At 68.2% G+C, this 18,590-nt stretch carries 16 protein-coding genes; 7 read left to right on the forward strand and 9 right to left on the reverse strand.

Going from position 1 to position 18,590, the window contains the following annotated elements:
• Positions 1-111: 111 nt before the first annotated feature.
• Genes AC1RNQ_RS11935 through AC1RNQ_RS11955 form a run of 5 tightly spaced genes read right to left on the reverse strand, consistent with a single transcriptional unit; the run spans position 112 to position 5,928 of the window.
• Positions 112-621, reverse strand: coding sequence for a DUF1003 domain-containing protein (locus AC1RNQ_RS11935; protein ID WP_493171370.1), 510 nt, complete (start codon positions 619-621; stop codon positions 112-114).
• The gene (locus AC1RNQ_RS11940) at positions 618-1,319 is read right to left on the reverse strand and encodes an NnrU family protein (protein ID WP_493171371.1); all 702 of its coding nucleotides are present in this window, start codon (positions 1,317-1,319) and stop codon (positions 618-620) included. The genes AC1RNQ_RS11935 and AC1RNQ_RS11940 overlap by 4 nt, the downstream gene beginning before the upstream one ends.
• A 56-nt stretch (positions 1,320-1,375) precedes the next feature.
• Complete coding sequence (locus AC1RNQ_RS11945; protein WP_493171372.1) at positions 1,376-2,677, reverse strand: amidohydrolase family protein; 1,302 nt, start codon at positions 2,675-2,677, stop codon at positions 1,376-1,378.
• Positions 2,674-4,089 carry an amidohydrolase gene (locus AC1RNQ_RS11950; protein ID WP_493171373.1) on the reverse strand — a complete coding sequence of 472 codons (1,416 nt, stop codon included), beginning with the start codon at positions 4,087-4,089 and terminating at the stop codon, positions 2,674-2,676. The genes AC1RNQ_RS11945 and AC1RNQ_RS11950 overlap by 4 nt, the downstream gene beginning before the upstream one ends.
• 3 nt (positions 4,090-4,092) lie before the next feature.
• Positions 4,093-5,928 (reverse strand): peptide MFS transporter, encoded by a 1,836-nt coding sequence (locus AC1RNQ_RS11955; RefSeq protein ID WP_493171374.1) that lies wholly within the window; start codon positions 5,926-5,928, stop codon positions 4,093-4,095.
• Between the two features lie 184 nt (positions 5,929-6,112).
• On the opposite strand from AC1RNQ_RS11955, the gene AC1RNQ_RS11960 reads away from it, so the two are divergent.
• Both AC1RNQ_RS11960 and AC1RNQ_RS11965 read left to right on the forward strand, forming a co-directional pair.
• On the forward strand, positions 6,113-6,694 hold the full coding sequence (locus tag AC1RNQ_RS11960) for a nitroreductase family protein (protein WP_493171375.1): 582 nt from the start codon (positions 6,113-6,115) through the stop codon (positions 6,692-6,694).
• 70 nt (positions 6,695-6,764) lie between these two features.
• Positions 6,765-7,112 (forward strand): GntR family transcriptional regulator, encoded by a 348-nt coding sequence (locus tag AC1RNQ_RS11965; RefSeq protein WP_493171376.1) that lies wholly within the window; start codon positions 6,765-6,767, stop codon positions 7,110-7,112.
• 139 nt (positions 7,113-7,251) lie between these two features.
• On the opposite strand, the gene AC1RNQ_RS11970 is transcribed toward AC1RNQ_RS11965, so the two are convergent.
• Genes AC1RNQ_RS11970 through AC1RNQ_RS11985 form a run of 4 tightly spaced genes read right to left on the reverse strand, consistent with a single transcriptional unit; the run spans position 7,252 to position 13,967 of the window.
• Complete coding sequence (locus tag AC1RNQ_RS11970; RefSeq protein ID WP_493171377.1) at positions 7,252-9,090, reverse strand: tetratricopeptide repeat protein; 1,839 nt, start codon at positions 9,088-9,090, stop codon at positions 7,252-7,254.
• A gap of 1 nt (position 9,091) precedes the next feature.
• Positions 9,092-10,477: a PEP-CTERM-box response regulator transcription factor gene (gene prsR, locus AC1RNQ_RS11975; RefSeq protein WP_493171898.1), complete on the reverse strand. Its 1,386-nt coding sequence runs from the start codon at positions 10,475-10,477 to the stop codon at positions 9,092-9,094.
• Positions 10,477-12,600, reverse strand: coding sequence for an XrtA/PEP-CTERM system histidine kinase PrsK (gene prsK, locus AC1RNQ_RS11980; RefSeq protein ID WP_493171378.1), 2,124 nt, complete (start codon positions 12,598-12,600; stop codon positions 10,477-10,479). Before prsK ends, prsR begins: the two co-directional genes overlap by 1 nt.
• A complete protein-coding gene (locus AC1RNQ_RS11985; RefSeq protein WP_493171379.1) occupies positions 12,579-13,967 on the reverse strand; it encodes a TIGR03013 family XrtA/PEP-CTERM system glycosyltransferase in 1,389 nt (462 codons plus the stop codon). Before AC1RNQ_RS11985 ends, prsK begins: the two co-directional genes overlap by 22 nt.
• Positions 13,968-14,137: 170 nt before the next feature.
• Between AC1RNQ_RS11985 and AC1RNQ_RS11990 the strand changes: the two genes are divergently transcribed.
• The 5 genes from AC1RNQ_RS11990 to AC1RNQ_RS12010 all read left to right on the forward strand — a co-directional run bounded on the left by AC1RNQ_RS11990 (position 14,138) and on the right by AC1RNQ_RS12010 (position 18,554).
• Positions 14,138-14,425 (forward strand): type II toxin-antitoxin system RelE/ParE family toxin, encoded by a 288-nt coding sequence (locus AC1RNQ_RS11990; RefSeq protein ID WP_493171380.1) that lies wholly within the window; start codon positions 14,138-14,140, stop codon positions 14,423-14,425.
• Positions 14,425-14,721, forward strand: a complete 297-nt coding sequence (locus AC1RNQ_RS11995; RefSeq protein WP_493171381.1) for a HigA family addiction module antitoxin — start codon at positions 14,425-14,427, stop codon at positions 14,719-14,721. The genes AC1RNQ_RS11990 and AC1RNQ_RS11995 overlap by 1 nt, the downstream gene beginning before the upstream one ends.
• A gap of 90 nt (positions 14,722-14,811) precedes the next feature.
• Positions 14,812-15,846, forward strand: a complete 1,035-nt coding sequence (locus AC1RNQ_RS12000) for a mannose-1-phosphate guanylyltransferase (protein WP_493171382.1) — start codon at positions 14,812-14,814, stop codon at positions 15,844-15,846.
• 126 nt (positions 15,847-15,972) lie between these two features.
• Positions 15,973-16,680 (forward strand): helix-turn-helix domain-containing protein, encoded by a 708-nt coding sequence (locus tag AC1RNQ_RS12005; RefSeq protein WP_493171383.1) that lies wholly within the window; start codon positions 15,973-15,975, stop codon positions 16,678-16,680.
• A 47-nt stretch (positions 16,681-16,727) separates the two neighbouring features.
• Positions 16,728-18,554, forward strand: coding sequence for a DUF885 domain-containing protein (locus AC1RNQ_RS12010; RefSeq protein WP_493171384.1), 1,827 nt, complete (start codon positions 16,728-16,730; stop codon positions 18,552-18,554).
• Positions 18,555-18,590: the final 36 nt, after the last annotated feature.

Here is an 18,590-nt window from a genome sequence, read left to right on the forward strand (position 1 = left end):
AGCGCTGACGGAGGGGGCGACGCCCTCAGGCGTCGGTGCAAGTTTTCAACCCCTCCACCACCGCCTGCGGCGGCGGTCCCCCTCCCCAACGCTGCGCGATGGGGAGGATCTTCATCCCTGCGGCCCCAACCCCTCGACCTTCTCGGTCAGCGCATCGATCTTGTGGTGCAGCCGCATGATTTCCAGCTCGGCGCGCAAATTGATCTCGTAGTCGAGGCTCGCCGCCAGCCGGTCCTTCGCCGAGGCGCGGTTCTGGCTCATCATGATGATCGGCGCCTGCACCGCCGCCAGCGTCGAGAGCATCAGGTTCAAAAAAATGAACGGATAGGGGTCGAAGGCGAGTCCCCAGCGCTCGAGTATCTCCGAATTGAGCAGCATCCACCCGAACAGCACGAGCGTGAAGACGAGGATGAAGCCCCACGATCCGCCCACCGCCGCGACGCGGTCGGCGAGGCGGTCGCCGACGCTCGCCTGCGCATCGTCGAGGTCGGCGGCGTCGCGGCTCGTCGGCGCGCGCTTGGCGATCGCCTCCAGAACGCGGCCCTCCTCGGGGTCGAGATCGGCGAAGGGCCGCCCGAGCAGCCGCAGCGCCAGGTCCGACAGATGCGCCTCGTCGTTCATCCGACCCAGCGCCAGACGCCCGCAACCATATAGCCGAGCGCGCCATGCGCCCAGGTCGCCGCAACCCACAGCACGATCCCGCCGAGCAGTGCATGCGGCCGCGGAATGGCGTCGATCCACGATCCGCGGCCGCTGAGCTGCCGCACGAACGGCACGAAACTCGTCCGCGCCGCCCAGTGGCGCCAGGCATCGCCCATCAGCCGCGCCTTCTTGACGTCCTGCCCCGCCGACCCGGCGAGCGCGAGGAAGGCGATGATCGCCGACAGCATGATCTGCCCGGGCGTCGGCACCACCAGCGCATGCGCGAGCGCCCACAGCGCGAAGCCCCACATCATCGGGTGGCGCGTGATCGCATAGACGCCGCGCGGCGCACCCTGCGCCGCCGCCGCGGCGTTCGGCGCGGGCAGCGCGGGGTTGCCGACCAGCGATCCCATGAACAGGATGCTCGCGAGCAGCACGACGACCGTCGCGAAAATCCACAGGCCGTCACCGACCGCCCAGAGCGGCGGCTCGGGCGGCATGCCGCGCCACGCCTGGACGAGCATGATGAAGGTCGCGATCGCGACGATCGAATAGACGATCTGGAACGCGCGCTCGCCCATCCGCTCTGCGAGCGGCGCGCGCAGCGGATGCGACAGCGCGAAATGCGTGCCGACGAACAAGGCGCCCGTGACGATCAACAGCGACATCGGTTGCATGGAGCCACTCCCTCTCCTTCTCCCCGGTCCGCCGCTTGGTCGTCAGGTGCGGGCGCTTACCTGTCGTACGCTTTTGGTAGCACACCTTCCTGCGGCGTCGCATAGCGATCGCGCAGGCGATCCTGCCGCGTGACCAGCGACTGGCGCTTGCCGTCGATCCACAGCATCGCCGGGCGGCTGCCCAGTTCGAGCGGATCATTGTCCCAGATCACGACGTCGCCGACGCGGCCCGGGCGCAGCGAACCGATCGTCGCGTCCATGCCGACAGCACGCGCCGGGGCGCTGCTGATCGAGGCGAAGGCCTGGTCCCAGCTCAATCCGCTCGCGCCCGGCATCCTGGTCAGCGCCACCAGATTGCCGGCATATTGCGTCGCATAGCCCATCTTGTGCGCATCGTCGTCGTCGAACACCCCGACCGACACCGCCACCCCCGCGGCGGCGAGGCGCCCGGCGTTCGATTGCGTCGCGCCCAGTTGCTCGAAGCTCGACGGCAGGTCGGTCAGCGGCGACACGAGCACCGGCACGCGCGCCACAGCGATGTCGCCGGCCACCAGCCAGCCCTCGGTCGCGCCGACCAGCACCAGCTTCAGCGCCGGGAACTCGGTCTTGAGCTTCAACACGTTGAGGATGTCGGTCGCGCGGTCGACGCGCACGAACAGCGGCGTCGTCCCGTCGATCACGCGCGCCAGCGCATCGGCGTCGGCGCGCTGGATCAGCGCGTCGCTGCCCCATTCGGCGAGCGTCGCGGGGTTGCGCGCATAACTGCGCGCTGCGAGCAGTTGCTCGCGGAACAGCAGGAACAGCGCGGCGCGGCTGCCGCCCGCCTTTGCCGAGCCGTCCTCGCCGAACGCCACGAACTGCAGCGCGCGGGGCTTGGTCACCATGTCGTTGTCGTCGGCCAGGTCGACCACCGCGCCTTGGCCCGCGAACAGGCTGCCGCTTGACCCCGGCGCGACGATCGCGCGCGTGACGCCATCGGCGCGGTTCACCGCGACGGGCGAGCCCATCGGGTTGAGCGCTGGCGCGATGTCGAGCCCCGCCGAAAAGCGCGACTTGCTCGCCGACCGGTCGTTGGTGCCCGAAACGGCGTCGACCTCGGTCAGCCCGACGCGGCTGAACGCCGCGACGATCCCCGGGGTGACCCAGCGACCGCCCGCGTCGACGCGTTCGACGCCTGCCGGGATTGCCACACCCGCGCCCGCCGCGACGACCTTGCCGCCGCGCACGACGACGGTGCCGCCGTCGACCGGCGCGCTGCCGTCGCCGATGACGAGCTTCGCATTGACGATCGCGACGTCCTGCGCCGCTGCGGGGAGCGCGATCAACGCGGCGGCGGAAAGGAGGAGCGCGCGGATCATTTCACGTCTCCTTCACCCGGCTGGCCCAGCTCGAAATCGCTCACCGGCCGCCGTTCGGGGTCCATCGCGTCGTACAGCATCGCGCCGTCGATCCACACTTTCTCGGGCCGCGAATAGACGCTGAACGGATTGCCGTTCCACAGCACGACATCGGCCATCTTGCCGGGCTTCAGGCTGCCGGTCTTGTCGGCAATGCCCAGCGCCTTGGCGGGGTTGTACGACAGCCAGGTCCATGCCTGCTCGTCGCTGACCTCGATCCCCATGCGGTGTCCCGCGGCGCGCGCCTTCGCCGCCTCCTGGTTGAGCCGCTGGATCTGGTTGGCGTCGTCCGAATGGACGATCGTGCACGCGCCGGCCTTGTACACCAGCGGGATATTTTCCTTGACCGAGTCATAGGCTTCCATCTTGAAGCCCCACCAGTCGGCCCACATCGCCGAGCAGATGCCCTCCTTGGCGAGCAGGTCGGCGATCTTGTAGCTTTCGACCGCGTGGTGGAAGGTCGAGACCTTGTAACCGAACTCCTTCGACATATCGATGACGAACGCCATTTCGTCGGCACGGTAGCAATGATTGTGGATGAGGATCTCGCCCGCCAGCACCCCCGCGAGCGTCTCCATCGCGAGGTCGCGGTCGACCGCCTTTCCGTCGTCCATCTTCTTCTTGTACGCCGCCGCCTTCGCCCAGGTCTGCCGGTTGACCGCGAAATTGCCCATGCGGGTCGAGGGCATGCGCCCCTTGCCGCCATAGACGCGCTTCGGATTCTCGCCGCACGCCATTTTGAGGCCATAGCGCGCGCCGGGGAATTTCATCCCCTGCACCGTGCGCGACGGGACGTTCTTGAGCGTGATCGAGCGACCGCCCATCAGGTTGGCGCTGCCCGGCAGGATCTGGAGCGAGGTCACGCCGCCATTGGCAAGCGCGCGGCTGAACCCCGGGTCCTGCGGCCAGACGCTATGCTCGGACCAGACTTCGGGGGTCGTCGGCGACGTCGCTTCGTTGCCGTCCGAATGCGCCTCGACGCTGGGCGACGGATAGTCGCCGAGGTGGCTGTGGATGTCGATCACCCCGGGGGTGAGGAACTTGCCGGTGCCGTCGATGACGTCGGCGTCGGTCGGCAGCTCCATGTCGGGGCCGCCGATCCGATCGACCTTGCCGCTCGACATGACGATCGCACCATTGTCGATCCGCCCGCCCTCGCCGTCGAAGATGGTGACGCCCTTCACGACGGTCAGCCGCGTGGGGTAACCCTTGTAGGTCGACGGATAGGGATCCTTGTCGAACTTCACCGGCTTTTCGGCCTTTTCGGCCGCCGGCTTGCTGCTCGCCGTTTCCACCTCGCCGCTATTCGCGGTGCAACCCGCGAACGCCAGCGATGCCGCGGCCAGCAGGCCGGCCTTCACGCCCCGGATCATCGATCAGCCTTTCGTCAGGTCGGGATGGACGCCCGCGGCCTGCGGCTCGGCCTCGCCGACGCCCGCCAGCCCGTCGTCGCGGTCGCGCAGCGTGTCGAGGTGCATCCAGCGCTTCACGATCGGGCTGACCGCCAGCACCGCCACCGCGGCGCCGATCGCGATCCAGCCGAACATCTCGTAAATCTCGAGCAGCTTATCCTTGCTCATCTCGCCGCCATGCCCGCCGGTCGCTTCGCCGATCTTGCCCGCGACGAAATTGCCGACCGCGGTCATATAGAACCACGCGCCCATGATGAGCGACGCGACGAAGGATGGCGCGAGCCGGTTCATCGCCGAAAGGCCGACGGGGCTGAGGCACAGCTCGCCGGTGGTGGCGAGGAGATAGTAGAGGAAGACGAAGATGACCGGGGTCATCGCCGCGATGCCGAAGGCCTGCGCGCCCCACACGAGGATGAGGTTGGCAAGCCCCATCTGCGCCAGCGCCAGCCCGAACTTGGCCGGGGCCGACGGTTCCTTGCCGTTTTTGCCGAGCCATTGCCACAGCGCGGCGAACAGCGGCGCGAGCAGGATGATGTAGATCGGGTTGATCGACTGGAAGATCGAGGCGGGCACGGCGCCGCGATCGACATAGCGGTCGGTGAACAGGTTCATCGATCCGCCCGCCTGTTCGAACAGGCCCCAGAACAGCGGGTTCAGGGCAATCAGGAACAGGATCGCGAACATCCGGTCGCGCGCGTGGTCTTCGCGGCTCGTCTTTTCGATCACCATCACGGCGAGCAGAAGAAGGAAGCCGAACAGTGCCACCCAGGCCGCGGGCGCGAGCCCGAGCACGACGGGTCCGCTGGCGATGCCCAGCTCGAGAATCAGCGCAAGCGGCAGGAACAGCATCAGGGCCAAGCCCGCGAGCGCGATGTTGACCCGGCCGCGCGGACCGGCGCCGATCGATCCGTACGGCAGCTGGAACGTCGCGACCAGAACGACATAGCCGAGCAGGAGGATGCCCGAGACGAGCAGCAGGTTCTGGATGACGTCCTGATACTGGACGAGCGCCCAGATCACCGCGACCGCCGCGAAACCGACGGCATAAAGCGTCCATTCGCGCGCCCGCGGCAGCGGCGCAGGCGCCTCGCCCGCGCCCTTGAGCGCGCTCTTGCCGAGAACGAAGACGACGAGGCCGGCGAGCATGCCAATGCCCGCGAGCCCGAAGCCATAGCCCCAGCCGATCCGCTGGCCGAGATAGCCGACAAGGATCGTGCCGAGCGCGGCGCCGACGTTGATGCCCATATAGAAGATCGTATAGGCGCCATCGCGGCGGATGTCGGTGAGCCGGTAGAGTTGGCCGACCATCACCGAGATATTCGCCTTGAGGAAGCCCGAACCGACGATGATGAAGGCGAGCGCGGCCCAGAAGACGTTGATCGTCGGATCGTCCTGCCCGCCGACACCTTCGACCGCCATCAGACTGTGTCCCGCCGCGAGCAGCACACCGCCAAAAAACACTGCCTTGCGCTGTCCGAGATAACGGTCGGCGAGATAGCCGCCGAGCACCGGGGTGATATAGACGAGGCTGGTGTAGGCGCCGTAGATCAGGTTCGACTTGCTGTCGTTGAACAGCCAGTGCTGGGTCAGGTAGAAGATCAGGATCGCACGCATGCCGTAGTAGGAGAAGCGCTCCCACATCTCGGCGAAGAAGAGCATATAGAGGCCCTTGGGGTGGCCTGCGAATTCGGGTTTCTTGCTGCCGGCGATCAGCGCACCGATGCTCAGGAAGACGCCCAGGACGACCAGCGCGATCACCGCAATCCAGTCGCCTTCGTCCCAAAGGCTCATGTCTTTCATCAAAGCGTCCCTTTTATCGATTATGATAAACGCGGCTCCCCGCCGCGCGAATGGGGCAACCTAGCGCGAAAATTGCGTATGGGAAGAATCTAATTGCGCGTGAAACCATAGCGATCGGGCCAAATCTTGTTGCGAACCGTTCGCAACACTTGCGCTGGCGCGGCGAAAGCGCCACATGGCGCGCATGTTCAACGACACCTCCTCGCTCCACGCCCACCTCGCCACCCGCCGCTCGGGCAAGGCGCGCGACATGATCGCGCCCGGCCCCGACGCGGGCCAGCTGCACGACATCATCGCGCTCGCGTTGCGCACCCCCGACCATGGCAAGCTCGCCCCCTGGCGCATCGTCACCGTCGCGGCCGACCAGCGCGAGGCCCTTGCGGCGCTGCTCAAAGAGGCGTGGGTGAAAGAGAATCCCGGCGCCGCCGGGCTCGACCTCTCGGCGCTCGACCAATTCGCGCATCAGGCGCCGACCCTGCTCGTCCTGCTTTCGACCCCGGCCGAGGGCGCGAAAATCCCGCTGTGGGAGCAACAGATGTCGGCGGGCGCAGTCGGCATGAACCTGCTCCACGCCGCGCATGCTTATGGCTTCGTCGGCAGCTGGCTCACCGGCTGGGCGGCCTATTCGCCCGACGTCGCCGCCGCCTTCGGCGCGCGCACCGGCGACACGATCGTCGGCTATTTCTTCCTCGGCACGCCGGGCGCCGACCTCTCCGAACGGCCGCGCCCCGATTATGACGAAGTGGTTCGCGCGTGGGACATTTAGTTACAAACGAAAGCTTACATCGCTAACTTTGTGATTTGACTGTGCTGCTGTCTTATGGCATTAAGGCGGCATGCTCGATCAGTCCAAACCCGTGTACCAGCGTCTGCGCGACGTGATCGCCAACGCCATCCTCGATGGCACTTTCGCGGACGGGGACATGCTCCCGTCGGTGCGCAGCCTCGCCGCCGAAGAGGGCGCCAATCCGCTCACCGTCGCCAAGGCCTATCAGACCTTTCAGGACGAGGGGCTGGTGACGGTCAAGCGCGGCGTCGGCATGTTCGTCGCCGAGGGTGCGACCGAGCGCCTGCGCACCCTGATGCGCGAGGATTTCCTGGCGAATGTCTGGCCCCCCGTCGCCGACCAGATGCGCCGCATCGGCCTCGACGCGCGGACGCTGCTGGATCTGACCGAGGCTTAACCTAATACCCGCCCTACCCTTTAGGGGAGGGCAGTGAGACTTGGCAGCTTGCCGCCTAGTCGCAGCGGGTGGGGGCCAAAGGCCTTACGCTGCGCCGCGAGCTCCCACCCCAACCCCTCCCCTGAAGGGGATGGGCTTATCATCGCCCTACCTGCTCCATCTTCTCGCGCAGATCCGCCGCCGCCTGGGCATCGCCACCCTGCGCCAGAAGTTCGGCGTAGAGCCGCATGATTTCGCCGTTCAGCGGCTGCAGCCGGTACGCCAAGGCGATCATGCCCGTCGCGCGCGCGCGGTCGCCTTTCGCGGCATAGGCCTTCGACAGTTCACGCAGCACCACGACGTCGCGGTTGCCGATGCGCTGGCGCACGCGCTCGAAAGTGGCGATCGCATCGTCCCAATGCTCGATGTCCATCGCCAGCGAGCCGGCGAGGCGGTCGGCGGCGAGGCTCGACGGCTGGCTGTCGCGCAGCGCCATGATCGTCGCTCCCGACCCCGCGGCATCGCCCGCGCGGAACAGCGCATTGGCGAGCCGCAGCGTCGTGCGCTCGCTCGCGTCGAGGTCGCGCGCGGCGCGGAAACTCTGCACCGCCAGCGCATAATCTCCCGCCGCCATCGCCGCATCGCCGTGCAGGATATGCGCATCGGCGACCCCGCGGTTGGCGTCGCGCAGCCGCGTCGCGCGCGCCAGCGCCTGCGCGCTATTGCCGCCCGCCATCTCGGCCTCCATCGCCGGGATCACCAACGCGGGGTTGAGCGGCTGCGCATCGGCGTCGGCCGCCAGGCCATAGCCGTCGGGCGCGAAGGCCGCCGCCTCGCCCGGCGCCAGCGCCGCCGCGCGCGCGAGATAATCGGCCGAATCGCCCGCCAGCCCAAGCTCGGCGGCGACGCGCGCCGCCATCAGCAGCGACCAGCTGTCGGCGTCGGCGCGCGCGACGATCGGCGCGAGCGCGTCGGCCGCGCCGTCGGGATCGCCCCCCGCCCATTCGGCCGCCGCCAGGATGCGCCGGGCCACCAGATTGTGCGGCTGTTCCTCGATCAGCCGGTCGGCCCAGGTCGCCGCGACCGCTTCGCCGCCGAGTTCGAGCTCGACCACCGCGCTCAGCAGCATGAAGCCCGGCTCGCCGTCCATCCGCCCGCGCGTGCGCTGGAGCAGGCTGCGCGCGAGCCGGTAATTGCCCGCGCGCGCCGCGACGACGGCCTGCAGATAATAGATTTGCGCATTGCCCGGCACCAGCGCCGCGGCATGGCGCAGCGACACCAGCATCTCCTTGTAGCGCCCGAGGTCGCCGAGCGTCGCGGCGCGGTCGATCAGCGCCCCCGCATTGTCGGGATCGGCCGCCAGCGCCTTGTCATACCATTCGAGCGAGGCGGCCAGCCCCAGCTGCGCGCGCACGAGGTTCGCCTTATAGGCCAGCGCCGCGCTATTATCCTTGTCGAGTTCGATCGCGTAATCGATCGCGTCGCGCGCGCCGAGCGCGTCGGCGTTGGCGTCGCGAAAGCGCGCGACGTCGATCCACAGATCGGCGTCGCGCGGCAATTCGCGCACCGCGCGGTCGAAGGCGTCGCGCGCTGCGCCGAAATCACCGTTGTCGAGGTGGACATTGCCCGCGACCCACGCCGCCTCGCCGATCATCTCGGGCGCGATCGGCCCCGCGTCGAGGATGCGAAAGGCGCGGTCGCCGTCGCCCTGCATCGCCGCGGCCTTCGCCGCCAGCGGGCGCAACGCTTCCTCGGTACCGCCGGCGGCCAGTGCGGCATGCACCGCCGCCTCGGCGCCGACCCCGTCGCCCAGCTTGAACAGGATGCGCGCCAGCTCGACCTGCCCGGCGAGCTGCTTCGGATCCTCGGCGAGCGCTTCCTGCAATTCGACGCGCCGCTCCTCGAGCGCCGCGCGCGGGCTCTCGGGCCGCGTCTCGCCGCATCCTGCGAGCAGCGCCGCGCCCGCCAGCGCGGCGATCCAGGCGCGAAAGCGGCGCAACTCAGGCCGCCTGCATCCGATATTGCTTGAGCAGGTCGTAGAGCGTCGGGCGGCTGATCCCGAGCAGCTTGGCCGCCGCCGAGATATTGCCCTCGCTCTGCATCATCGCGCGGCGGATCGCGACGCGGTCGGCCGCTTCGCGCGCGCTGCGCAGGTTGAGCCAGGTTTCCTCGCCCTCGGTATCGCTGGCCCCGGCGATATCGAGGTCGTCCTTCGCGACCAGCTTGCCGTCAGCCATGATCACCGCGCGCTTGATGCGGTTTTCGAGCTCGCGGACATTGCCCGGCCAGCGCGCCTCGTCGATCGCCTGCAGCGCGTCGGGCGCGAAGCCGCGCACCCCGGGGTTCATCGCGGGCGCATATTGGTGGAGGAAATGCCGCGCGAGCAGCGCGGCATCGCCCGGCCGCTCGGCGAGCGAGGGGATCTTCACCACCATCTCGGCGAGCCGGTAGTAGAGGTCGTCGCGGAAGCTCTGCGCCGCGATCATCGCATCGAGGTTGCGGTGCGTCGCGCAGACGATGCGCGTATCGACCGCGATCGGCTTGCGCCCGCCGATCCGCTCGATCGTCCGCTCCTGCAGGAAGCGCAGCAATTTGACCTGCAGCGGCAGCGGAATGTCGCCGACCTCGTCGAGGAACAGCGTGCCGCCATGCGCCAGTTCGATCTTGCCCTCGGTCGTCTTCACCGCCCCTGTGAACGCGCCCTTCTCGTGCCCGAACAATTCGCTTTCGAGCAGATTCTCGGGGATCGCGGCGCAGTTGATCGCGACGAAGGCGCCGTCGCGCCGCGCGCTCGCCTCGTGCAGCCCGCGCGCCAGCAATTCCTTGCCGGTCCCGCTCGCACCGAGCAGCATCACCGACACGTCGAGGTTCGCGACGCGCTCGATCGTGCGCGCGACCTTGAGCATCTCGGGCGCCCCGGTGATCATCCCGCCGAGCACGCGATTGTCGTTCGCGCCCTGGCTCGCCAGCCGCGCATTCTCGACCTCGAGCTCGCGCACATGGAAGGCGCGCCGCACGATCAGCCCCAGCTCGTCGATGTCGATCGGCTTCTGGTAGAAATCCCACGCCCCGCTCGCGATGGCGCCCAGCGCGCTCGCGCGTTCGCCGTGCCCCGACACGACGATCACCTTGGTATCGGGTTTCATCTCGAGGATCGCCTGCAGCGTCCGGAACCCCTCGCGCGTACCGTCGGGGTCGGGCGGCAGCCCGAGGTCGAGCGTCACCACATCGGGCTCTTCGGCGCGCAACAGCTCGATCGCGGCGGCGTGGTCGCCCGCGATCAGCACCTGATAATCGTCATAGGCCCATTTGAGCTGCGCCTGCAGCCCCGGGTCGTCCTCGACCACCAGCAGCTTGCGCAGGCTTTCACTCCCCTCGCTCTTCATCATGCCACCCTCATCCAGTCGTCGCCCGCGGCGCCCGCCTCACGCGCGGCGGGCAGCCACAAAGTGAAGCGGCTGCCGCGGCCCGGCTCGCTCGCGACGTCGATCGCCCCGCCCATCGCCTGCGCCAATTGCAAAGCCTCATAGGCGCCGAGCCCGAAGCCGCCGTCCTTGGTCGAGACGAAGGGCTTGAACAGCTCGCCCTCGATGAAGGCCCGGCTCATGCCCGTGCCCTGGTCGAGCACGTCGATGCGCACCCGCCCGGCCTCGCGCGCGGCGATCAACTGCACCGGCGCGCCGTCGGGCGAGGCGTCGATCGCATTGGCCGCGAGATGCTCGACGATCTGGCGCACCGACCCGGCGTCGGCCCAGGCGGCCAGCCCCGGCTCACAGCCGACCGACAGCGCGCGCCGCGACCGCATCTGCGCCGCGACGGTGGCGAGCAGCGGCTCGACCGGGGTGCGCGCAGCCTCCGCTGCGCGGCCGCGCTCGCGCGGCGACAGGCGGACGAGCAGGTCGGACAGTCGCCCCGCCGAAATCTTCAGCGTCTCGACCATGTCGGCGCGGAACTCTGGCTTTTCGGCGTGGCGCTCGGCGTTGCGTGCGAGCAAGGCGAGCTGGCTCGCGAGATTCTTGATGTCGTGCATGATGAAGGCGAAGCGGCGGTTGAACTCGTCGAAGCGCCTGGCTTCGGACAGCGCCGCCTGGCTTTGCGATTCGGCGAGGTAGCTCGCCGCCTGCCGCCCAGCGATGCGCAGCACGTCGAGATCCTCCCAGTCGAGCGCACGCGACACCGGCGGGCGGTGCAGCACGACCACCGCGATCATCCGCTGGAAATGCAGCACCGGCACCACCACCCAGGCGCGCGGGTCGGCGATCAGCCAGTCGGGGATCGCCAGATCCTGCCCGCCCGCCGCGGTCGTGGCGCCGCGGCGGACCGCGTCGAGATCGACGATATGCCCGGTGTCCTGCAGCATGAAGGCCGAGCGGAGCGACAATTCGCCCTCAGCCGCATCCCCGGCATCCCAGTGCCAGCGGTCGGCGACGCGATAGCTGCCCTGCGCGCCCGGCAGCATCAGCAGCGCGCCCGGACTGCCGGTCAGCTCGGCGAGCGCTTTCGCGACACGGCGGTAGAGATCGCCTTCATCGCCGCGCGCGAGCGTCGCGGTAAAGCGCATCCATTCGGCGCGATAATCGTAGCGATGCTCGAAGAAATGCTTCGAGATCATCACGACCAGCCAGGCGCGGGCGCGCGGCGAGGCAAGCAAAAGCCCGCCCGCGCCGAGGCCAACGACGAGCGACAGGCTCTGCGCGACCTCGCTGTAATTGCCGCCGAACAGCCGCGCAGCCGCGCCCGCGAGCCCGATCAGGATCAGGTAGCCCGCGGCGACGATCAGCAGGATCGTGCGCGTCGCGGCGGTGCGCGACAGCTGCATCCGCTCGCGCCCGACGTCCATCGCCGCGAGGACGAAGGTCGGCAGCGTGAGCAGCGCGACCGCGGGAAGCAGCAGCATCAGCGTCAACGGCACCGTGCCGGTGAGCGCACCGATCAGCTGGAAATTGAGCTCATAGGCCCAGAGCATCGCAAAGCCGCCCGCGACCGCGAGGATCGGCATGCGCAGCCCCGCGCTGCCGTGGCGCACCCCGCTGTCGACGAGTAGCAGGCCGCCCGACGCGACGATCATCGCGACCAGCGCGAGTCCAGGTCCGGCCCAGTCGCCGGGTACCCCGCCCTCGCGCAGCCAGACGAACGTCCCGAACGCCAGCGCGACGAGGCAGAAGGTGATCAGCATGCGCTGGATCAGCCGCAGCGGCCGCGACATCGGCGCGCGTACGTTCCAGAAGGTCGCGCCGAGCCAGAAGAGCATCACCGCGTTGCGCAGCGCGCGCGCGACGAGCGCCTCGGGCGAGGCGGGCTGATAGGCCCAGGTCGCCGCGCTCCACAGCGCCATCGCCGCCGCCGCGGCGAGCAGCCAACCGAAGCTCGGCATCAGCGCCGCCATGCGCGCGCGGGGCCGCAGCGCGAGCCACAACGTCACCCCCGCGAAACCCGCGAAGGCGAGTGCGGAGAGGATTTCGGAGAGGCCCGCGAGCGCCCCCATGCTCAGCGCGCGCCCTCGGGCCACAATACGACGCGCACCGTCTGGAGCAAGATCAGCAAGTCGAGGAAGGGCGAATAATTTTTAGCGTAATAAAGGTCGTATTCGAGCTTCACCCGCGCATCCTCGACCGACGCGCCATAGGGATAGTTGATCTGTGCCCAGCCGGTCAGCCCCGGCTTCACCATGTGCCGCTCGGCATAATAGGGCAGCGCCTCGGTCAGCTCCTCGACGAAGCTCGGCCGCTCGGGGCGCGGGCCGACGAAGCTCATCTCGCCTTTCAAGACGCACCACAATTGCGGCAGCTCGTCGATGCGCAGCTTGCGGATGATATGGCCGACGCGCGTGATGCGCGGGTCGTTCTCGCTCGCCCACACCGCGATCCCCGCAGCCTCGGCATCGGTGCGCATCGAGCGGATCTTGACGATATTATAGGCCTCGCCGAACAGCCCGACGCGCGGCTGGCGATAGAAGAGCGGCCCCTTGCTGTCGAGCTTGACCGCGATCCCGGCGATGACGATCAGCGGCAGCCCGACGACGAGCACGAGCAGGCTGGCGAGGATGTCGAAGACGCGCTTGCTCGCCTTCGCGATCCGCTGCCCTGCCGAGAAGCCGTCGGAAAAGATCAGGAAGCTGGGGTTGGTGGTCGCAAGATCGACGCGCCCCGTCTCGCGCTCGAGGAAGCTCGCGATGTCGTTGACGTGCACGCCGGTCGTCTTGACGCGCAGCAGGTCGGCGAGCGGCAGCGCGCCGCGCCGCTCCTCCATCGCCAGCACCACCTCGCCCGCGCCGAGCGCGACGGCATGATCGGCAAGGTTCGCGACATCGGCGCGCGGAACCGCCCCGGTGACCGCCTTTTCGTTCGCCGACATCGCGACGTAACCCGCCATCTGGAAGCCGCGCCCGGGTTCCTCGGACAGCGCCTTCAGCCGCGCCGCGCGCGGCCCCGCGCCGAGCACGAGGATGCGCCGCCGGAAGGCGTCAGCCCCCGCGCTCTGCGTCAGGATCAGCCGGATCGCGAGCAGCAGCAGGATCGCAATGACCATCGCATAGACGCTGTTCGCGCGCCAAAGCGTCGCCGTCGGCAGCAGGAAGCCCAGCACCGACAGGAAGATCACCCCGAGGGAGATTGCCGCGAGCAGCCGCGCGGTCGCGAACCCCATCGCGCGCAGCGCCTCGGTCCCGTACATGCCGACCGCCATCATCGCGAGCATGTTCGACACCGCAAAGGTCAGGATCGGCAGCCAGCGGTCCATGAACGCGCCCGCGTCGAACCCAGCCTGGTGCGCATAAAGATGCCACGCCCCCTCGGCCGAGCCGAGCAGCGCGAAAAACTCGATCAGCGCGAGCCAGACGACCGCGTGCGGGACATAATGTTTGAACAGCCGGAACATCGGATAAGCGCGCGCCCTTTCGGGCAGTTACCTTAATGCACAGGCGTCAACTGTCGGTTAATTTTACACACACCCTGTCGTCGACCGTGGAACGGCCACGAATGCCGACTCCGCGTAAAGCGACACTTTCCGCTTGACCTTATTTCGACGGAAAGCTATGCTTTACATCAATGGAGATCGAGAGCATCTCTCACAAGGCATTGCGACGGTTCGTCGAGACCGGAAAACCCAAGGGGCTTCCCGGCGATTTAGTCGACCGGCTGCGCAAGATGATCGCCTTCATGGTCGATGCGGAGACGATGGACGAATTGGGAACCCCTCCTAATTACGGGCTGCACCCGCTCACGGGCGACCGTATCGGCACCTGGTCGATGACGGTAACGCGCAACTGGCGCATGACATTCGCGCTGAACGAAGGCGGCGCGATTATCGATCTGAATTTAGAGGATTATCATTGATGGCTGTCAAAATTCACGCTTCTTTCGCAGTTCACGCCGGCGAATGGCTCAAGACCGAAATCGTCGAAGCGCACGGCATCGCGGTCAACGAACTGGCCGAGGCTTTCGGCGTCAGCCGCCAGTCGATCAGCGCCCTCCTGAATGGCCGCGCGGCGCTTTCCGCCGACATGGCCATTCGCTTCGAGCATGGCTTCGGCGTGAAGGCGGAAACGCTGATGCGGATGCAATCGCGCTATGATCTCGCCAAGGCGCGGGAACATGAGGACAGGCTTGTGGTCAGGCGATTGGCGGCGTGAAGCAGTTCCTGTCCGCGCCTCGGCGCGAAAATGCGCACGCCCGCGGCATGAGGGGATGACCCCCGCCCTTCAACGGGTTAAACCCCGCCCATGACCCTCCAGATCCAACCCGTCATCCTGTGCGGCGGCGCCGGGACGCGCCTGTGGCCCGAATCGCGCGGCACGCGCGCGAAGCAGTTCCTGCCGATCACCGGCGGCGACAGCCTGTTCCGCCAGACCGTCGCCCGCACCCCCGCGGGCCAGCATTTCCTGCCTCCCGTCATCCTCTGCGGCGACGCGCATCTCGCGACCGCGCGCGAGCAGATGGGCACGCTTGAAGCGCAATTGCTCGTCGAGCCGATGCCGCGCAACACCGCCGCGGCGATCGCGCTCGCGGTCGCGCGGGCCGACGCCGACACGCTGCTGCTGGTGATGCCCAGCGACCATGTCATCGCCGACGTCCCCGCCTTCCACGCCGCGATCGCCCGCGCGGCCCGGCTGGCGCAGCAGGACTGGCTGGTCACCTTCGGCATCACCCCCGAGCATCCCGAGACCGGCTTCGGCTATATCGCCAGCGGCGATCCGCTCGGCGACGACGGCTTCGCCGTCGCGCGCTTCGTCGAAAAACCGCCGCTCGAAGAGGCCGAGGCAATGCTCGCCGCGGGCGGCTACAGCTGGAACGCGGGCATCTTCCTCTTCCGCGCCGGGCGGATGCGCGACGCGATGCTCACCCATTGCCGCGCGATCTTCGAGGCCGCGGACAAGGCGGTCGCCGCGGGCATGCGCGACGGCGACGCGCTTCACGCCGATGCGATCGAATTCGAAAAGGCGCCATCGGACTCGATCGATTACGCCGTGATGGAAAAGGACGACCGTGTCGCGGTCGTTCCCGTCGCGATGGGCTGGTCCGACCTCGGCAGCTGGCAGGCGGTGCACGCGCTCGCCGCCTGCGACGAGATCGGCAACGCCGTCCATGGCGACGTCTTCCTCCACGACAGCCACGGCAACCTCATCCGCGCCGGCGGCAAGCGCGTGTCGGTGATCGGCATGGAGGGGGTCGCGGTGATCGTCGACGGCGACGACATCCTCGTGATGCCGCTGAAGCGCTGCCAGGACGTCCGCGCTGCCGCCAAGGCACGCGAATAGGATACCGATTTTGAGCCGCCGTCGTTCCCTTACCGTAGCCCTAAGCCTGTCGAAGGGCGCCTATCCGAGAAGCGCCCTTCGACAGGCCCAGGGCTACGGTGCCGGAGCAAAAGGCGTCCCCCTAGTGTGACCGTGCATCGCCACTTCGCCGAAGCCCCGCTCGGGCTGCTGCGCCACGACCCGCACGAATTGCGCGACCGCCATTGCCACGACCTTGCCTTCGTCGCGGTGGTGCTCGAGGGCGGTTATCAGGAGGCGGGCGACGAGGGCCGCTTCGACGTCCGCCCCGGCGACGCGCTGATCCACCACGCCTTCGAATCGCATCTCGACCGCGTCGAAGCGAGAGGCGCGCATGTGCTCGTGCTCGATCTGCCGCCAGCGCTCGCCGCCACGCCGCACGTCCGCGGCCGCGTCGCCGATCCCGACGCGCTCGTCCGCCTCGCCGCGCGCGACCCGCGCGCCGCCTCTGCGCTGTTCGCCGAAAGCTTCATCGCCGCCCCCGCCGCGGCGCTCGACTGGCCCGACCTGCTCGCGCACGACCTGCGCGGCGACCAGGGCTTCGCGCTCGCCGACTGGGCCGAGCGCACCGGCGTCCGCCCCGAAACGCTAAGCCGCGGCTTCCGCCTCGCCTATGGTTGCACGCCCAAGGCCTATCGCGCCGCCGTCCGCGCCCGCGCCGCGCTGACCGCGGTGCGCACGACGCGCGACCCGCTGACCGCGATCGCGCACCGCCTGCACTTCGCCGACCAGGCGCATATGACCCACGCGGTCGCGCGGCTCACCGGCGCCGCGCCGGGCTGGTGGCGACGTCAAATCGATACAAGACGCGCCTGAGTCCACGGTGTAGGATCGCGGCAACACACTTTGCCGGAGACCTCCCCATGCTCGACCGCCGCACCATCCTCACCACCCTCGCCGCGACTTCGGCACTGGCCGGCGTCCGCTCGCCCGCCAACGCACTGATTGCCGAACCGACGACCGAAGGCGAAAAGCTCACCGCGCTCTACGAGCGCCTCTACGACCGGATGATCGACGAAAGCCCCGAGTTCGCAACTGCGCTCGGACTCGACAAGGACGGGCGCACCACGCTCAAGGCCAAGCTCGACGACCGCTCGCCCGCGGGGATCAAGAAGGGCCACCAGCTCTACCGCGACGGCCTCTCCGAACTCAAAAAGATCGATACCTCAATGCTTTCGGGCATGGACCTCGTAAATTACGAAACCTTCCGCGGCCCGTGGGAGGGCTATGTGAAGGCCTATGATACCTTCGGCTACGGCCTTCACAGCTGGCCCGAACCGCATCCGGTGACCCAGCTCTCGGGCAGCTATCGCTCGATCCCCGATTTCCTGATCAACCAGCATGCCATCGCGGGTTCGGCCGATGCCGAGGCTTATCTCGCGCGCTGCGCCGACTTCGCCGCGCAAATGGACAATGAGACCGGCCGCATCGCCGAAGACCACAAAAATGGCGTGATCCCGCCCGACTTCGTGATCGACCGCACCCTCGGCCAGTTCGACCGCATCTGGGCCCCCGCCGCCGACGCCCATGGCCTCACCACCAATCTCGTGGCCAAGACTAAGGGCATTCCCGGCGACTGGGCGAAGCGCTGCGCCGCGATCGTGGAAGGCCGGATCTACCCCGCGATGAAGCGCCAGGCCGCCGAACTGCGCGCAGCGCGGCCCAGGGCGACGCACGACGCCGGCGTCTGGCGCCTGCCGCATGGCGAGGAATATTACGCTTATGCGCTGCGCTTCGCGACGACGACCGGCATGTCGGCCGAGGCGGTACATCAGCTCGGCCTCGACCGCGTCGCCGACCTCTCGGCCCAGGCCGACGCGATCTTCAAGGCGCAGGGCATGACCAAGGGCAGCGTCGCCGAACGCATGCGCGCGCTCGGCAGTGACCCGCGCTTCCTCTATCCCAACACCGATGCGGGCAAGGCGAAGCTGATCGCCGAACTCAACGCGCAGATGCAGGCGATCCAGGCGCGCCTGCCCGAGGCTTTCGGCCGCCTGCCCAAGGCCAAGGCCGAAATCCGCCGCGTCCCCGCCGATATCGAGGATGGCGCGACCGGCGGCTATTATCAGGTCCCCGCGCTCGACGGCTCGCGCCCCGGCGCCTATTATATCAACCTCCGCGATACCGCCGAAAACCCGTCGTGGACGCTGCCCACCCTCACCTATCACGAGGCGTCGCCCGGCCATCACCACCAGATCGCGCTCGCACAGGAAGCAACCGGCATCCCGCGCCTCCGCCGCCTGCCGGCCTACTCGGTCTACACCGAAGGCTGGGGCCTTTATGCCGAGCAGCTCGCCGACGAGATGGGGGTGTACGAGAACGACCCCTGGGGCCGCCTCGGCTACCTGCAAAGCTATATGTTCCGCGCCGCGCGCCTCGTCGCCGACACCGGGCTCCACCATTATAAATGGACCCGCGAGCAGGGCATCAAATATTATAACGAGACGCTCGGCACCCCCGAACCGTCGAACGTCACCGAGATCGAGCGCTACTGCGTCTGGCCCGGCCAGGCGACGAGCTATATGGTCGGCCAGACGCGCTGGGTAGCGATCCGCGAAAAGGCGAAGGCCGCGCTCGGCGCCAAATTCGACCTCCGCGCCTTCCACGACACCGCGCTGTCGGCGGGCGCGATGCCGATCGAGGTGCTCGCGGGGCTGATCGAGCGCTGGACGGCCGAGCAGCTGGCCTAGGCGAAATCGCGCTTGACCCTGTAGTCGCTACAGGGT

This window comes from Sphingopyxis sp. GW821-FHT12F08, assembly GCF_058806755.1.

Excerpts from the sequence above, each read along its gene's own strand:
- AC1RNQ_RS11935 (WP_493171370.1), bottom strand. The coding sequence starts at position 621 with ATGAACGACGAGGCGCATCTGTCGGACCTGGCGCTGCGGCTGCTCGGG.
- AC1RNQ_RS11940 (WP_493171371.1), bottom strand. The coding sequence starts at position 1,319 with ATGCAACCGATGTCGCTGTTGATCGTCACGGGCGCCTTGTTCGTCGGC.
- AC1RNQ_RS11945 (WP_493171372.1), bottom strand. The coding sequence starts at position 2,677 with ATGATCCGCGCGCTCCTCCTTTCCGCCGCCGCGTTGATCGCGCTCCCC.
- AC1RNQ_RS11950 (WP_493171373.1), bottom strand. The coding sequence starts at position 4,089 with ATGATCCGGGGCGTGAAGGCCGGCCTGCTGGCCGCGGCATCGCTGGCG.
- AC1RNQ_RS11955 (WP_493171374.1), bottom strand. The coding sequence starts at position 5,928 with ATGAAAGACATGAGCCTTTGGGACGAAGGCGACTGGATTGCGGTGATC.
- AC1RNQ_RS11960 (WP_493171375.1), top strand. The coding sequence starts at position 6,113 with ATGTTCAACGACACCTCCTCGCTCCACGCCCACCTCGCCACCCGCCGC.
- AC1RNQ_RS11965 (WP_493171376.1), top strand. The coding sequence starts at position 6,765 with ATGCTCGATCAGTCCAAACCCGTGTACCAGCGTCTGCGCGACGTGATC.
- prsR (WP_493171898.1), bottom strand. The coding sequence starts at position 10,477 with ATGAAGAGCGAGGGGAGTGAAAGCCTGCGCAAGCTGCTGGTGGTCGAG.
- AC1RNQ_RS11985 (WP_493171379.1), bottom strand. The coding sequence starts at position 13,967 with ATGTTCCGGCTGTTCAAACATTATGTCCCGCACGCGGTCGTCTGGCTC.
- AC1RNQ_RS11990 (WP_493171380.1), top strand. The coding sequence starts at position 14,138 with ATGGAGATCGAGAGCATCTCTCACAAGGCATTGCGACGGTTCGTCGAG.
- AC1RNQ_RS11995 (WP_493171381.1), top strand. The coding sequence starts at position 14,425 with ATGGCTGTCAAAATTCACGCTTCTTTCGCAGTTCACGCCGGCGAATGG.
- AC1RNQ_RS12000 (WP_493171382.1), top strand. The coding sequence starts at position 14,812 with ATGACCCTCCAGATCCAACCCGTCATCCTGTGCGGCGGCGCCGGGACG.
- AC1RNQ_RS12010 (WP_493171384.1), top strand. The coding sequence starts at position 16,728 with ATGCTCGACCGCCGCACCATCCTCACCACCCTCGCCGCGACTTCGGCA.